We start from the raw sequence: 14,644 nt of genomic DNA on the forward strand, positions 1-14,644 counted from the left end.
ACCGAGACCTTCGGCTCAATGAGCCAGACGCTGTTGCAGCCACTTGTCCCGCAGTACGTCGTAGCTCCAGTGGTAGAGGTAGGTGTAGGGCAGAAAGAACAACAGCACGCCGATATCGAGGATGAACGCCTGCAACAGGCTAATATTCAACCACCAGGCAATCAGCGGTACACCCACCGCCACCAGACCGCCTTCGAACAGCAGGGCATGCAGGACCCGGGTCCAGCCATTGTGTGCAAGCTGCAGACGCTTGAGCAGACGATCGAACAGACCGTTGAACACCACGTTCCAGATCAGCGCCAAAAGGCCGATGCCGATAGTCACCAGGCCCATGTCAGCCATGGGTTTGTCCATGATCCAGGACAGCAGCGGCGTGCAGATCAGCACGGCCAGCAGTTCAAAACCTACAGCCTGGAAAATACGTTCGGTAAGGGATTTGTGCAGGCTCATTGCCGTGCTCCTTGAGTGAATGTGTTGGCGATCTTCCAGGATCAGGCCGATACTTCATAATCAATAACCATCGACCAAGGCGATAGTTCATGGCCTCACACGAAGTGCTGCTGGCGTTCGTCCAGGCAGCGACCCAGGGTTCCTTTTCCGCCGCCGCCCGCAAGCTGGGCAAGAGCCAGTCCACCATCAGCGCGGCGGTGGCCAGCCTGGAAATCGACCTCAATGTGCAGTTGTTCGATCGGGCCAGTCGCAAGCCCGGCCTGACGCCCGCCGGGCATGTGCTGCTGCAGCGCGCGGAGGAGATCCTTGCGGCCACCAGCCGCCTGGAAATGGCCGCCAGCCAATTGTCCCGGGGAGTCGAGGCGAAACTCACCGTGGCCCTGTCCGACACCTATCAGTCGGATCGCTTTGAAAGCTGCCTGAGCGCCTTCGAGCAGCGTTACCCGGACCTGGAACTGGAATGCCTGATCGCCGAATGCGAAGACCTGATCGCCCTGGTGCAAAGTGGCCGGGCGCACATCGCCTTTGCCGAGATGCAGGCCGATTACCCGGCGGACCTGGAACACAAGACCCTGGATGAACAGGGTGAAATGTCCCTGTACGTATCCCGCAAGCATCCTCTGGCCCGACTGGAGCACGTCGATCAGGAAGCCCTGCGCCAGCACCGAGAACTGCGCCTGGCAACAGTGCTCAACCCCTACGACAGCCGCACCCAGGGACGGGTCTGGTCAGCGCCCAGCTACCTGATGCTGCTGGAAATGGCCCAGGGCGGTTTTGGCTGGGCGCCGTTGCCGAGCTGGCTGGTGGACGGCTTTGGCGCCGGTAAATTGCAGGAACTGAAAGTACGCGGTTGGCCGCGCACGGTGGCGGTGGATGCCCTCTGGTCGCGCCTGCATCCGCCCGGGCCGGCAGGGAGCTGGCTACTGGGGCGGATGCTGGAGTGAGGCAGTTCGAGTCTGCGCCCCTGTAGAGCGCCCCTGCAAAACTACACCGAGCTGGGGGCCAACTGGGCCAGGCGAGCTTCGAGAAAACGCCGTTCCGGAGCTTGCCGGGTCAGGGCCAAGGCTCTTAGGTAGGACTCCCGCGCCGCCTCGACCTGCCCCAACTGCCGGCAGAAGTCGGCATGGGCGGCGTGGAGCAGATGGTAATCCTGCAAGTCGCCACGCCGCACAATGGCCTCCACCTGCTCCAGGCCGACCGCGGGGCCATCACGCTTGGCCAGGGCCACGGCACGGTTGAGTTCGATCACCGGCGAAGGCTGCAGCCGCAGCAAAACGTCATACAGACCGACGATCTGCGGCCAATCGGTCTGTTCGGCGCTGGGAGCCTCGGCATGCACCGCTGCAATCGCCGCCTGCAGGCAATAGGCCCCGCCGTGTCCGCTGCGCAGCCCGCGCTCCACCAGGGCACAGCCTTCGTCCATCAAGGCCCGCTGCCACAGGGAGCGGTCCTGCTCATCCAGCAGGATCAACTCGCCAGTGCTGGAGAGTCGCGCCCCACGTCGGGACTCGTGCAACAGCATCAGGGCCAGCAGGCCCAGTACTTCCGCCTCCGGTAACAGTTCCAGGAGCAGGCGTCCCAGGCGTATCGCTTCACAGGTCAGGTCCTCACGGGTCAACTCGGCCCCCATGGACGCCGAATAGCCTTCGTTGAACACCAGATAGATCACTCGCAAGACACTGTCCAGGCGCTCGGGCAACTCGTCCAGCGCCGGTACCTGATAGGGAATCCCGGCGTCGCGGATCTTCGCCTTGGCGCGCACGATACGCTGGGCGATGGTGGCCGGCGTGACAAGAAAGGCCCGGGCGATTTCCTCCGTGCTCAGGTCGCAGATTTCCCGCAGGGTCAGCGGCACCTGGGCGTCTGCCGCCAGCGCCGGGTGGCAACAGGTGAAGATCAACCGCAGGCGATCGTCTTGCACGTCCTCACCGCTCCAGTCGTGCTGTTCAAGTTGCTCCAGCTGGTTGACCAGCGCCGCCTGGGAAGCGGCGAAACGCGCCCGTCGGCGCAAGGCATCGATGGCCTTGAAACGTCCGACGGACACCAGCCAGGCCCGAGGATTGTCCGGCACGCCGTCCCCTTGCCAACGCTCCACGGCGACAAAGAAGGCCTCGTGCAAGGCCTCTTCAGCGAGGTCGAAATCCCCCAGCAGGCGGATCAGGGTGGCGAGAATGCGCCGCGATTCCTCACGGTAGACCCGCGCCACCAGGACCTGCACGGCCTCACCGGATTGACCCGGCATCAGTCCGGCATGCCTTGGGTCACCAGGGCCACCAGACGCTCCAGGCTCTCCCCCCACCCCTGATGAAAGCCCATGGCTTCGTGGGCCTGCCGATCGGCTTCACTCCAATGCATGGCGCGGGCGGTGTAGAGCGTCTTGCCGTCCTGCTCCTCGAAGGTCACTTCAGCGGTCATGAACGGCTTGCCCGAAGGAATCCAGCCAGGCACATAGGCATCGGTGAACACCAGGCGCGACGGTGCCTGGATCTCCAGGAACACCCCCATGGTCGGGTATTCGGTGCCGTCCGGCGCCCGCATCAAAGTGCGAAACTGGCCACCGACCCACAGGTCCATTTCACACTCCGGGGTGGTCATGCCGTGCGGCCCCCACCATTGCGCCAGCAACGCCGGCTCGGTCCAGGCGCGAAACACCTTGGCCCGTGGCGCATCGATCAAGCGGCTGATGGACAGTTCATGCTCGGCGGCCTGGCGGCCCACTGTTGAAAAGGTCATTGGCAAACTCCTGCTTATGCTTGTTATCAGGGATTGAGTTCACGCACCGGACGCACTTCGACACTGCCGACCCGGGCCGCCGGAATGTTCCCCGCCACCTGGATCGCTTCATTCAAGTCTCTGGCCTCGATCAGGTAGAAACCGGCCAGTTGCTCCTTGGTTTCGGCGAACGGACCATCGGTGATGGAGAGCTTGCCGCCACGCATGCGCACCGTGGTGGCGGTCTGTATCGATTGCAACGCCTCGGCGGCAAGCATCCGCCCGCTGCCCTGGACCGACTCGGCATAGGCCAGGCACTCGGCGTCCTTGGGGCTCTCGGGCAGGCTGTGCAACAACTGTTCATCGCTGTAGACCAGACAGAGGTATTTCATGGGTGTCTCCGGGTTCGGGCTGATCAACTATGGTTGCTGTTTTGTCCTTTGGCGAACCGCCCGATCATCAGGGTTGCAAATCGAATCGGGTGGTCCCGGTCAGCATGTCGAACGGCGCCGACCAGTGTTCATGCACCACCTGCCATTGCCCGCCGCGCAGCTCATAGGCGGCGCTCACCCGCATCCAGCAGGCCTTGGTCTGCCCTTGGGCATCGGTGCCCCCGCAATGGGCCAGCCAATGGGCGAACGCCAGCTCCTCGGCGGCCCGCACCCGCAGTTGGTGGAACTCGAAGATGCCCGGGCCCGGGCAGGCCTGCATGCAGGCTTGCCAATGTTCACGGTAGGCGGCCTTGCCCGAATACTGCAGGGCGCCGACGGCGTCGAAAGAGACAATGTCCTCGGCGTAAAAACTGACGATACGCTCGATGTCCCTGGCGAGCACCGCCTGCTGCCAATGGTCGATCAGGCTGCGGATCTGCGCTTCACTGGATGGGTTGTGCATGGCAAAAACTCCTCAAGGGTGGAATCAACCGGCACCGGGCAGCCCCTGCAAGAGCGCACTTGAATGCTCGGTTCACCCTTAGTCGTCTGGCCACCCAGACAATCGACAACCTCGACAAAAAATTTTCCCGCTGAATCAAAATCGCTAGAATCCGCCCCCTTCCCTCCCCTGGACAGTCTCCCCAGTGACCACTCGTCTCGTGCCTTATGAACAGCTCGACAGCCATCAGCGTGCCCAACTGCTGAGCCTTGAAGTACGGCCTGAACAGAGGGCGTTTTCCGGGGATATCCATGGCGCGCTGTACACCCTGGGCAACGCACCGGCAGGCGCCATCAAAGGCTTCGCCCTGCTCAGCGACGAACGGCCGGTGGCTTTCCTGCTGCTCAAGCACGCGCCTTGCCTGCCGGCCTGGGCCGAGACCGACCACGCCACCCTGCACGCTCTGCAAGTGGACCTGCCGCTCCAGGGCCAGGGACTGGGCACCGCCTGCCTGCAAGCCCTGCCTGGCGCCGCGCTCCAGGAGTGGCCGCAGCTCAAGGGCCTGATGCTGGCGGTGGATGCCGACAACCAGGCCGCACTCCAGCTCTATCTCAAGCTGGGCTGGGTCGAAAATGGCAAGGCCTGCAAAGGCCGGATGGGATATGAGCGCAGGATGGTTCTGGCGTTTTGAGTTCAGCACTTCAACTCAAGGGCACTCCTGCTTGGCAGCCCCCTGAAAAGACCCTACGCAGGCGCCCCTTGTTCATCAGGGGTATGCCTGGGACTTACAACCCCCGCACCATCTCATGCCAGGCCATGCCGCCGTGGTCCGACGCCGAAGCCTTGATGTAGACGAAGCCAAAGCGCTCATAGAGCGGCACATGGCGTTCCTTGCACATCAGGTGGATGCGCGCCTTGCCCTGCTCGGTCATGCGTGCAATGAAGGCTTGCAACAGTTGCCGGGACAAGCCCTGGCCCTGGAAATCGGGATGCACCACCACCGACATGATCACCACTTCGGAGCCGGCCGGGTCGTGGCCGATCAGTTCCTTGAAGGCTTCGTCGGCCATCTGCACCTCGAAGGTGGCACCGGAATTGATGAAGCCGGCCACTGCGCCATCCACCTCGGCGACGATAAAACCCTCGGGCCAGGTAGCGATGCGGGTAGCGATCTTTTCCCGGGTCGCGGCTTCGTCGCCTTCATAGGCCAGGGTCTCGATGGCGAAGCAAGCATCCAGGTCGGTGGGCAGGACGGTACGGATCAGTGGGGTCGAAGCAGTCATGGGCGGTAACCTGAAGACGGTGAAGGATGGCCGATTCTAGCAAGAGTGGCGTTATGGGGAGTCTTGCGTATGCCCCGCATAGGGATAGTCGGGGCCGCCGTAAAGCTTTCATATAAACCCTGGCAAGGGCGGCGCCCAGGGATTATCTATCTGATCCCCGACGCCTCCGACCGGCCCCATCAAGCTGGTCCTGCCGCGTCTTGCCCACAGGACCTTCCCCATGAGCAACATTCAGATCGGCCTTCTTGTGCTGTTCAGCATCACCGCCTTCGGCTGCATTACCTTGTACATCGATTTTGTGCATGAGCGGCGCCGCGGCAAAAAAGCCCTGAGCGGCACCACAAGGCAGGATCACAGCCCGACCAGGCGATAACCCACCTGCAACTCGGTGATCAGATGCTGGGGCTGAGCCGGATCGGCCTCCAGCTTCTGCCGCAGATGCGCCATGTGCACCCGCAGGTAATGGGCGCGGTCGACATAGTCCAGGCCCCAGACTTCCAGCAGCAACTGACGATGGGTCAGTACCCGGCTCTGGCCACGGATCAGGGCGCAGAGCAGACGGTATTCGATGGGGGTCAGGTGCACCAACTGCCCTTCGCGGCGCACCTCATGGGTGGCCAGATCGACTTCGATGGTGCCAAAGGCCACCTTGCTGGTGGCCGCCGCCGCGCCGCTCTGGCCATGGCGCCGCAGTTGCGCACGAATCCGCGCCAGCAACTCCGGCACGCCGAACGGTTTGACCAGATAGTCGTCGGCCCCGGCATCCAGGGCGGCGACTTTCTCGTCTTCGCGGTCCCTGGCCGACAGCACCAGGATCGGCACCGCCAGCCAGCCTCGCAGTTCACTGATCAGTTGCTTGCCATCGCCGTCCGGCAGGCCCAGGTCGACGATCACCAGGTCCGGCTGGCGACTGGCGGCATGGATCAGGGCGCGCTTGACGCTGTCGGCCTCGAACACCTGGAAACCTTCGTCCTCCAGGGCAATGCCGACAAAACGGCGAATATTGGCTTCGTCCTCGACAATCAGGATGCGTGGGCTGCTCATAGGGCTTCCATCGATGGCGGTTGTCCCGCCGGCAAGGTGATGACAAAACTCAGCCCGGCGTCGGCGTGAGGCTGGGCCTCGATACGCCCGCCATGGGCTTCGACAATACGTTTGGCCAGGGCCAGCCCCAGGCCGATCCCGGCCACCGCGGACTCTTGCTGGCCACGGCTGAAGGCCTCGAACAGGCTGTCCGGGGAGCTGCCCTTGGGACAGCCCGGACCGCAGTCGCTGACCTGCAGGATGATCTGCTGGTCCACCTGGCGGGCAGTGATCTGCACCAGGGTCCCGGCCGGGGTGTACTTGGCAGCATTGTCCAGCAGGTTCACCAGCACCCGTTCCAGCAACAGTGCGTCCACGTCCACCAGAGGCAGATGCGGCGCCATGGTCACCCGCAGTTCATGTCCGGCCAGGGGCTCGCGCAACTGGCGCAGGGCGCTGCCGACAATCTCCTCCAGAGAGTTCCACTGACGCTTGAGGCGCACCCCGCGCTCCTGCATTCGCGCCATGTCCAACAGGTTCTCGATCAGGCGCTGCATGGAAGTGGCTTGATCATGGATACCATGCAACAGCTCGGGCAACGGACCATTCGGAGCATGGGGCAACGCGGCATCGGCGGCCCCGATGATGGTGGTCAGCGGCGTGCGCAAGTCATGGGAAATGGCGGCGAGCAAGGTGTTGCGCATGCGTTCGCCTTCCATTTGCACCACGGTGCTCTGCGCCACTTCGACGTAATGCACCCGTTCCAGGGCGATTGCCAACTGGCTCATGCAGGCCTCCAGCAGGCGCTGTTCCTCGGGTTCCTTGAGGCGTTCGGCGTCTGCCAGCTCCAGCACCAGCACACCGCGCACTCGCATCGGCGCCTTGAGCGGCAGGTAGCAGCCCTTGGCCGCCGCCAGGGTATCGGTGCCGCTGCCTGCCGGCTGATCGTGGTCATAGGCCCACTGGGCAATGCTTTCATCGATCGCCAGGGCATTGGCATTCAAGGCTCGCACGCGATTGTCCGCATCCGGCAGCGCCAAGCCGACCCGGGCCTCGAACACCCCGCTGAAGGTGCGCAGGGCCACGGCGCAGATCTGCTCCTCGGTCAGTGCCGCCGATAGCTCCCGAGCCAGCCCGGCCAGGGAGGTGGCGCGGCGCTCACCTTCGGCGGCGGTGCGTGCCTGGTGGCGCAAGCGTGCGGTGAGCTGGCCGGTGATCAGGGCGATGCCGAGCATCAGGGCAAAGGTGAAGAAATACTGGGTGTCGTTGACGGTGAAGGACCACACCGGCTGGACGAAGAAGAAGTCGAAACACAGCACCGCCAGCATCGCCGCCCAGACACCCGGGCCACGCCCGAAACGCAGGGCCACCAGAACCACAGTGAGCAGGAACAGCATCACCACGTTGGCCGGGTCGAACACCTTCAGCAGCAGCGCCGCCACTGCGGTGGCGGCGAAACACGCGAGGCTGGCCCACAGATAGGCCGGCGCTCGACTCGGGGACAATCCGGCCTCTGGCTTGTCGGCAGGTACCGGGCGCCGGCTCAAGGGCCCGTTGGCGATCACGATCTGGTCGATTTCCGGATGCTGGCGGCTGATGCGATCGCTCACCGACTGATGCCAGAACTGCCAGACCTTGCGCGGGTAATGGCCCAGCACCAGGCGGTTGGCATTGTGCTCACGGGCGCAGGCCACCAAGGCCTCGGCCACGTCCATGCCAGGCAGGGTCGCGGTCTCGGCGCCGAACTCGGCGGCCAGGGCCAGGGTCTTCATCGCCGCCGCATAACGGCTGGCGCCGTGGCCACGGCGTTGCGCCGAAGCCACATGCACGACGATCCAATCGGCCTCGAGCTTCTGCGCCAGGCGCGCCGCTTCGCGTACCAGGCGTTCGTCCGCCGGATCACCGGCGATCCCCACCAGCAGCCGCTCCCGGGCCGGCCACAGGGCATTGATCGAACGCTCGCGGCGGTAGTCGCGCATTTGCGCATCGACCCGGTCGGCGGTGCGGCGCAGGGTCAGCTCGCGCAGGGCCAACAGGTTGCCCTTGCGAAAGAAATTGCGTGAAGCACGTTCAGCCTGGGGCCCCATGTAGACCTTGCCGTCCTTGAGCCGGCGTAGCAGGTCATCCGGCGGCAGGTCGATCACCAGCACTTCGTGTGCTTCATCGAACAGGTGATCCGGCACCGTCTCGCGCACGCGGATGCCGATGATGCCGCTGACGATGTCGTTGAGGCTTTCCAGATGCTGGACGTTGAGGGTGGTCCAGACATCGATCCCGGCCCGCAGCAGTTCTTCCACGTCCTGCCAGCGCTTGGGGTGGCGCGAGCCGGGGACATTGCTGTGGGCCAGCTCGTCCACCAGCAACACCGAGGGACGCCGCGCCAGGGCTGCGTCCAGATCGAATTCGGGCAAGGCATAGTCGCGGTGCATCAGGCTGTGGCGCTCCAGCACCTCCAAACCTTGCAGCAAATCGGCGGTTTCCCGCCGGCCATGGGTTTCCACCACCCCGGCCACCACGTCGCGGCCCAGGGCCACCTCACTGCGGGCGGCGGTGAGCATGGCGCAGGTCTTGCCGACCCCGGCGTTGGAACCGAAATAGATCCGCAGCTTGCCGCGCTGGGCCGCCTGTTCGTCCTGTTGCAGCTTTTCCAGCAGCGCATCGGGATCGGGGCGCCCGTCGCGGGGCGGGGGACTTGCATCAAGCACAGTCATGAGCTTCCTTAAATGAACAATGCGGCGCCCCCAGGGAGCGCCGCATTGCCAGTCCTTGCGTCAAACCAGGCCGAGCCCGGCCAGCAGCATGTCGATCAGCTTGATCCCGGCAAAGGGTACCAGCACCCCGCCCAGTCCGTAGATCAGCAGGTTGCGGTTAAGCAAGGCCGCCGCGCCGATGGATCGGTACTTCACCCCCTTGAGTGCCAGGGGGATGAGGAACACGATGATCAACGCGTTGAAGATTACCGCGCTGAGGATCGCCGAGTTCGGGCTGTTGAGGTGCATCACGTTCAACGCCGCCAACTGCGGGTAAGTAGCGACGAAAGCGGCCGGTACGATAGCAAAATACTTGGCCACGTCGTTGGCCACACTGAAGGTGGTCAAGGCGCCGCGGGTCATGAGCATCTGCTTGCCCACTTCCACCACCTCGATCAGCTTGGTCGGGTTGCTGTCGAGGTCGACCATGTTGCCCGCTTCTTTCGCCGCCTGGGTGCCGCTGTTCATCGCCACCGCCACGTCGGCCTGGGCCAGGGCGGGAGCGTCGTTGGTGCCGTCGCCGGTCATGGCCACCAGCTTGCCCTTGGCCTGATAGTCGCGGATCAGTTGCAGCTTGTCCTCGGGACGGGCCTCGGCGAGAAAGTCGTCGACCCCGGCTTCCACGGCAATCGCCGCCGCGGTCAGGCGGTTGTCGCCGGTGATCATCACGGTCTTGATGCCCATGCGCCGCAGTTCGGCAAAGCGCTCCTTCATCCCGCCCTTGACCACGTCCTTGAGTTCCACCACGCCCAGGGCCTGGGCGCCGTCGCTGACCACCAGCGGCGTGCTGCCGCGCCGGGAGACTTCATCGACCTTGGCCTGCAAGGCCGGTGGAAAGCTGCCGCCCAAGGCCTCGATATGCCGGCGAATGGCATCGGCGGCGCCCTTGCGGATGCTGCGTCCGTCCGGCAGGTCGACGCCGCTCATGCGGGTCTGGGCAGTGAACTGCACAAAGCTGGCGCCCAGGGCGTTGATGTCACGGCCACGAATGTCGAACTTCTGCTTGGCCAGCACCACGATGCTCCGGCCTTCAGGGGTTTCGTCCGCCAGGGAGGCCAGTTGCGCGGCGTCTGCCAGCTCGCTGTCCTTGATCCCCGGCGCCGGCAGGAAGGCGCTGGCCTGACGGTTGCCCAGGGTGATGGTGCCGGTCTTGTCCAGCAGCAGCACGTCGACGTCCCCGGCGGCTTCCACGGCGCGTCCCGAGGTGGCGATGACATTGGCCGACATCATCCGGCTCATGCCTGCCACGCCGATGGCCGACAACAGGCCGCCGATGGTGGTGGGGATCAGGCACACCAGCAACGCCACCATCACCGTGGCGCTGATCACGCTGCCGGTGCCGCTCATGGCCACGGCGAAGATCGAGTACGGGCTCAGGGTCACGATCACCAGCAGGAACAGCAGGGTCAGTCCCACCAGGAGAATGGTCAGGGCCACTTCGTTGGGGGTCTTCTGACGCTTGGCCGATTCCACCATGGAGATCATGCGGTCCAGGAACGACTCGCCGGGGTTGACGCTGATGCGCACCACCAGCCAGTCGGAAAGCACCTTGGTGCCGCCGGTGACCGAGGAGAAGTCGCCCCCGGCCTCGCGGATCACCGGCGCCGATTCGCCGGTGATGGCGCTCTCATCCACCGTGGCCACGCCTTCGATGACCTCGCCATCCAACGGCACCAGATCCCCGGCTTCGATCAGCACCACCATGTCCTTGCGCAGTTCGCTGGCGGCCATGGGCAGCCAGGCAGCACCATGCTTGGGCTGCTGCAACAGCTTGGCCAGGGTCTGGCGCTTCATGCCCTTGAGGCTTGCAGCCTGGGCCCGGCTGCGGCCCTCGGCCAGGGCTTCGGCAAAGTTGGCGAACAACACGGTGAACCACAGCCACAGGGTGATGCTGAGGATGAAGCCACTGGAGGCCTCGCCTTCACCGCCCAGGGACTGGAACCACAGCAGAGTGGTGAGAATGCTGCCCAGGTAAACCACGAACATCACCGGGTTCTTCCACTGCGCCTGGGGCAGCAGCTTCTTCACCGCATCCAGGCACGCCGTCAGCAACAGCCCACGGTCGAACAACGCTATACGAGGGTTCTTACTCATGATCGGTATCTCTTACTCACTGACCGCAAGGGGCGAGGCATGCACGGGTGCCAGGGCATCCAGCGCGAGATTGAGTTGCAGCACATTGACCCGGGGCTCGCCCAACAGACCGAAGGTGCGGCTTTCGCTGTGGTCTTGCAGCAGCGCCTGCAGATCGGCCAGGGGCATGCGCCGCAGACGGGCGACCCGGTCCAGTTGCAGCTGGGCGTTGGCCAGGGAGATGTGCGGGTCCAGGCCGGAAGCCGAGGCGGTCACCGCGTCCACCGGCACCGGCATGTCCGCTTTCAGGCCGTTGAGCTGGCGGTAGGCGCTGACCCTTGCGGCCACGCTGTCCAGCAGCTTCTGGCTGGTAGGGCCCAGGTTGCTGGCACCACTGGCCCCGGCGTTGTAGGGCTGGGGCACGCTCTTGCTCGGGTCCAGCGGATCGCTGCCCAGCGTCATGCTCGGCCGGCCCTGGAAATACTCCGGGCGACTGAAGGACTGGCCGATCAGTTTTGAGCCCACCACCAGGCCGTCACGCTGCACCAGGCTGCCCTGGGCCTGGAACGGGAACAGCAGGTTGGCCAGCACGGTGGTAGCCAGCGGATAGGCCAGCCCGGTCAGCAGCATGAAAAACACCGCTGCCACCAGCACTGGCCGCAACAGGCCCTTGAACAGCACCGCAGTGGCGCCTTGGGTTTGCATTTGCGTCGTCATCACAACCCCTTACTTGTAGGTCTGGCCGGCCAGCAACTGCAGTTGCTCCACCAGCGGGCCGAGCGCGAGGGCCGGCAGGAAAGTCAGGCCACCGACCACCAGCACCACGAACACCACCAGGAACATGAACAGCGGTGTAGCGGTGGGAATGGTGCCGGCACCGGCCGGGATGTTCTTTTTCGCCGCCAGCGAACCGGCCACGGCCAGCATCGGCAACATGGTGAAGAAGCGTCCCATGAGCATGGCCAGACCGATGGTGGTGTTGAAGAACGGCGTGTTGGCATTCAGCCCGGCAAACGCCGAACCGTTGTTGGCGGTACCCGAGGCGTAGGCGTAGAGCACCTCGCTGAAACCATGGGGGCCAAGGTTGTTGAGGCTGTTCAGGGTGTCCGGCCACAGCGCGGCCAGGGCGGTGAAGCCGAGGATGCAGATCGGATGCGCGAGCACCGAGAGCATCACCAGCTTGATCTCCCGGGCCTCGATCTTCTTGCCGAGGAATTCCGGACTGCGGCCGATCATCATGCCCACCAGGAACACCGTCAGCAGGGCGTACTGGATCAGGTTGATAAAGCCCACGCCGTCGCCGCCGAACACGCAGTTGAGCATCATCTGCGCCAGGGGCACGAAGCCGCCCATAGGGGTCAGCGAGTCATGCATGGCGTTCACCGAACCGGTGGTGGCGCCAGTGGTGGTGGTAACGAACAGCGCGGTGTCGGCGATGCCGAAGCGCAGTTCCTTGCCTTCCATGTTGCCGCCGCTCTGGGTTGCCGACAGTTGCTGGTCGGCACCGACCTGGGTCAGCAGCGGATTACCACCCTGCTCCGCGGTGAAGACAATGGTCAGGAAGCCGACGAACATCACCAGGAAGGTGCCGAAGAACACCCAGCCCTGACGCCGACGCAACAGCATGCTGCCGAAGGTGTAGGTCAGTGCCGAAGGGATCAGCAACATGCTGAGGATGTGCAGGACGTTGGTCAGCGGCGTCGGGTTCTCGAACGGGTGGGCGGCGTTCATGCTGAAGAAGCCGCCACCGTTGGTGCCGATGTGCTTGATTGACTCGAAGCTGGCCACAGCGCCGACGATCAGTTGCTGCTGGGCGCCTTCCAGGGTGGTGGCCAGGGCCTGGGAGTTGAGGGTCTGCGGCATGCCCTGCCAGACATAGACCAGGGCCATGACCAGGCACAGCGGCAGCATCACCCGGTACAGGGTGCGGGTGAAGTCCACCCAGTAGTTGCCGATATCCGCCGAGCTGGAACGGCTCAGGCCGCGAATGAAACCAGCCGCGGCGACAACGCCTGCGGTAGCGCCGACGAACATCAGGAAGGTGATCACCGCCATCTGGCTGAAGTTCGACAGGCTGCTTTCTCCCGAGTACGCCTGCCAGTTGGTGTTGGTGATAAAGGACGCGGCGGTGTTGAACGCCAGGTCCGGGGTCTGCGCCGCCAACCCCAGGGGGTTGAGGGGCATGACGGTTTGCAGGCGCAGCACCAGGTAGCCCAGGAGCATCATCGCCGCGTTGGACAGCAACAGCGCCGAGCCATAGCGGGCCCAGCCCATGGTTTCGCCGGGGTCGATCCCCAACAGACGGTAGGTGGCCCGCTCGGGCAACGCGTGGCCACGGCCATTGAAGACCCGGGTCAGCCATTTGCCCATGAGTACGGCGAGCCCGGTCATTACCCCGAGGATCACCGCGTATTCCAGCACAGTACTCAACATGTCGATGCTCCGTTCAAATCTTGCCCATGGCGACGATGACCAGGGCCGTCAGTACAAAGAACCCCAGGGACAGGCCCACGAAGATCAGGTCGTACATGGCTGGTTTCCTTTCTCGAGAGTGCCCGGACGGGCGAATGAAAATGCCGGGGTAGCGCTGGGTGCGGTCATCAGAATTTCTCGGCACGGATCAGCGCGTAACCCAGGTAGACGAACAGCAGCACGGCGCAAAAACCGCTGGCGCCGTAGATGAATTCCAGTGTCAGCAAGGCTTTTCCCCTTAACCCATTGAGGCGGCGCCGCAACCGCAGACAGCGGCCCGGGGCGCAACCGGTCAGGCGCCCGGCAATGGGCGCCGGCAGGGAGTCGGGAACGAGCCGTCCTCCGCTCTCCTCTGCGCCACGCAGGTTAGGTGAGGGCGTATCAAGGTCGGACACTGATTGCAGGGGACGGTGTTAAGACGGCGTATAGATTGCGGCCAAGGCAGGGAGAATCGGGGGCCGGCCAGCGCCCCCGAGGGGATCATTCACTTTTGAGCGGCAGCCAGACCTCCACCACACCGCTGCCGGTATCAGGGTTGAAATCGGCACTGTAGCGCTCGAATTCCGGGGCATCGGCCGCTTCGCGACCGGACTGGGGCAGCCAGGTCTTCCAGATGTAGTTGAAGGTCTGTGGCAAGTCCTGCAAGGAACCGCCGTGCTCGAACACCGCATAGTTCTGCGGCTGCACCTCGATCCAGCGATAACGCTCGGGCAGGTCGTCGAGCTTGCTGATCTCGACCCCGGCCAGGTATTCGAAGCTGCCCTGGCCATCGGGGTTGCAGCAGACGCCGTAGGTCAACTCATTCACTTGCCCCGGCACTTTGCCGATGTGGGGGATGAAGCGCTCCCAGAGCTGGCCGATGTCCTGGCCGGCACCAGGGGTAAACCGCTCGCTGAAGCCGGCGATCAGCAGAAAACGCTCTCTTTCGAAGCGCGGTTCTGGACCCGTGCCCTGTTTTTGCTCATCCATGAATGCCACTCCTGCCGCAGAAAAGATGGGTTCGGCAGC

The 14,644-nt window shown here is 64.1% G+C and carries 17 protein-coding genes; 3 read left to right on the forward strand and 14 right to left on the reverse strand.

The features are described 5' to 3' along the window. Window positions 1-15 precede the first annotated feature (15 nt). Window positions 16-450, reverse strand: coding sequence for a multidrug/biocide efflux PACE transporter (locus ACSSVC_RS27780; protein WP_446439215.1), 435 nt, complete (start codon window positions 448-450; stop codon window positions 16-18). 89 nt (window positions 451-539) lie between these two features. On the opposite strand from ACSSVC_RS27780, the gene ACSSVC_RS27785 reads away from it, so the two are divergent. Then, window positions 540-1,394, forward strand: a complete 855-nt coding sequence (locus ACSSVC_RS27785) for a LysR family transcriptional regulator (RefSeq protein ID WP_346632366.1) — start codon at window positions 540-542, stop codon at window positions 1,392-1,394. Window positions 1,395-1,435: 41 nt separating this feature from the next. Here the strand turns inward: ACSSVC_RS27785 and ACSSVC_RS27790 are convergent, their stop codons facing one another. The 4 genes from ACSSVC_RS27790 to ACSSVC_RS27805 all read right to left on the reverse strand — a co-directional run bounded on the left by ACSSVC_RS27790 (window position 1,436) and on the right by ACSSVC_RS27805 (window position 4,056). After that, on the reverse strand, window positions 1,436-2,692 hold the full coding sequence (locus ACSSVC_RS27790; protein ID WP_492611729.1) for an RNA polymerase sigma factor: 1,257 nt from the start codon (window positions 2,690-2,692) through the stop codon (window positions 1,436-1,438). Further along, on the reverse strand, window positions 2,692-3,183 hold the full coding sequence (locus ACSSVC_RS27795) for an SRPBCC family protein (protein WP_346632368.1): 492 nt from the start codon (window positions 3,181-3,183) through the stop codon (window positions 2,692-2,694). The genes ACSSVC_RS27790 and ACSSVC_RS27795 overlap by 1 nt, the downstream gene beginning before the upstream one ends. 26 nt (window positions 3,184-3,209) lie before the next feature. Continuing rightward, window positions 3,210-3,554 (reverse strand): YciI family protein, encoded by a 345-nt coding sequence (locus ACSSVC_RS27800; RefSeq protein WP_346632369.1) that lies wholly within the window; start codon window positions 3,552-3,554, stop codon window positions 3,210-3,212. 67 nt (window positions 3,555-3,621) lie between these two features. After that, complete coding sequence (locus ACSSVC_RS27805; RefSeq protein ID WP_404937520.1) at window positions 3,622-4,056, reverse strand: YybH family protein; 435 nt, start codon at window positions 4,054-4,056, stop codon at window positions 3,622-3,624. A 184-nt stretch (window positions 4,057-4,240) separates the two neighbouring features. Between ACSSVC_RS27805 and ACSSVC_RS27810 the strand changes: the two genes are divergently transcribed. Then, window positions 4,241-4,726, forward strand: coding sequence for a GNAT family N-acetyltransferase (locus tag ACSSVC_RS27810; RefSeq protein ID WP_492611730.1), 486 nt, complete (start codon window positions 4,241-4,243; stop codon window positions 4,724-4,726). Between the two features lie 94 nt (window positions 4,727-4,820). Here the strand turns inward: ACSSVC_RS27810 and ACSSVC_RS27815 are convergent, their stop codons facing one another. Then, window positions 4,821-5,318: a GNAT family N-acetyltransferase gene (locus ACSSVC_RS27815; protein ID WP_123726210.1), complete on the reverse strand. Its 498-nt coding sequence runs from the start codon at window positions 5,316-5,318 to the stop codon at window positions 4,821-4,823. 220 nt (window positions 5,319-5,538) lie between these two features. On the opposite strand from ACSSVC_RS27815, the gene ACSSVC_RS27820 reads away from it, so the two are divergent. Continuing rightward, window positions 5,539-5,691: a hypothetical protein gene (locus ACSSVC_RS27820; protein ID WP_346632372.1), complete on the forward strand. Its 153-nt coding sequence runs from the start codon at window positions 5,539-5,541 to the stop codon at window positions 5,689-5,691. Here the strand turns inward: ACSSVC_RS27820 and ACSSVC_RS27825 are convergent. From ACSSVC_RS27825 to ACSSVC_RS27860, 8 genes are all read right to left on the reverse strand, one after another. Continuing rightward, on the reverse strand, window positions 5,670-6,362 hold the full coding sequence (locus ACSSVC_RS27825) for a response regulator (protein WP_123726209.1): 693 nt from the start codon (window positions 6,360-6,362) through the stop codon (window positions 5,670-5,672). The two genes, ACSSVC_RS27820 and ACSSVC_RS27825, sit on opposite strands and share 22 nt — an antisense overlap. Further along, complete coding sequence (locus ACSSVC_RS27830) at window positions 6,359-9,052, reverse strand: DUF4118 domain-containing protein (protein ID WP_346632373.1); 2,694 nt, start codon at window positions 9,050-9,052, stop codon at window positions 6,359-6,361. Before ACSSVC_RS27830 ends, ACSSVC_RS27825 begins: the two co-directional genes overlap by 4 nt. 60 nt (window positions 9,053-9,112) lie before the next feature. Further along, complete coding sequence (gene kdpB, locus ACSSVC_RS27835) at window positions 9,113-11,185, reverse strand: potassium-transporting ATPase subunit KdpB (RefSeq protein ID WP_346632374.1); 2,073 nt, start codon at window positions 11,183-11,185, stop codon at window positions 9,113-9,115. A gap of 12 nt (window positions 11,186-11,197) precedes the next feature. After that, window positions 11,198-11,881, reverse strand: a complete 684-nt coding sequence (gene kdpC / locus ACSSVC_RS27840) for a potassium-transporting ATPase subunit KdpC (protein ID WP_346632375.1) — start codon at window positions 11,879-11,881, stop codon at window positions 11,198-11,200. Window positions 11,882-11,890: 9 nt separating this feature from the next. Further along, entirely contained in the window at window positions 11,891-13,597 is a 1,707-nt protein-coding gene (gene kdpA / locus ACSSVC_RS27845; RefSeq protein WP_346632376.1) for a potassium-transporting ATPase subunit KdpA, read from the reverse strand. Window positions 13,598-13,610: 13 nt separating this feature from the next. After that, complete coding sequence (locus ACSSVC_RS27850; protein ID WP_162884082.1) at window positions 13,611-13,781, reverse strand: hypothetical protein; 171 nt, start codon at window positions 13,779-13,781, stop codon at window positions 13,611-13,613. Further along, complete coding sequence (kdpF, locus tag ACSSVC_RS27855; RefSeq protein WP_016968152.1) at window positions 13,765-13,863, reverse strand: K(+)-transporting ATPase subunit F; 99 nt, start codon at window positions 13,861-13,863, stop codon at window positions 13,765-13,767. The genes ACSSVC_RS27850 and kdpF overlap by 17 nt, the downstream gene beginning before the upstream one ends. Window positions 13,864-14,116: 253 nt before the next feature. Beyond that, entirely contained in the window at window positions 14,117-14,605 is a 489-nt protein-coding gene (locus ACSSVC_RS27860) for a GyrI-like domain-containing protein (RefSeq protein ID WP_492611731.1), read from the reverse strand. Window positions 14,606-14,644: the final 39 nt, after the last annotated feature.

The organism is Pseudomonas sp. E1BtOHC1 (assembly GCF_058744285.1).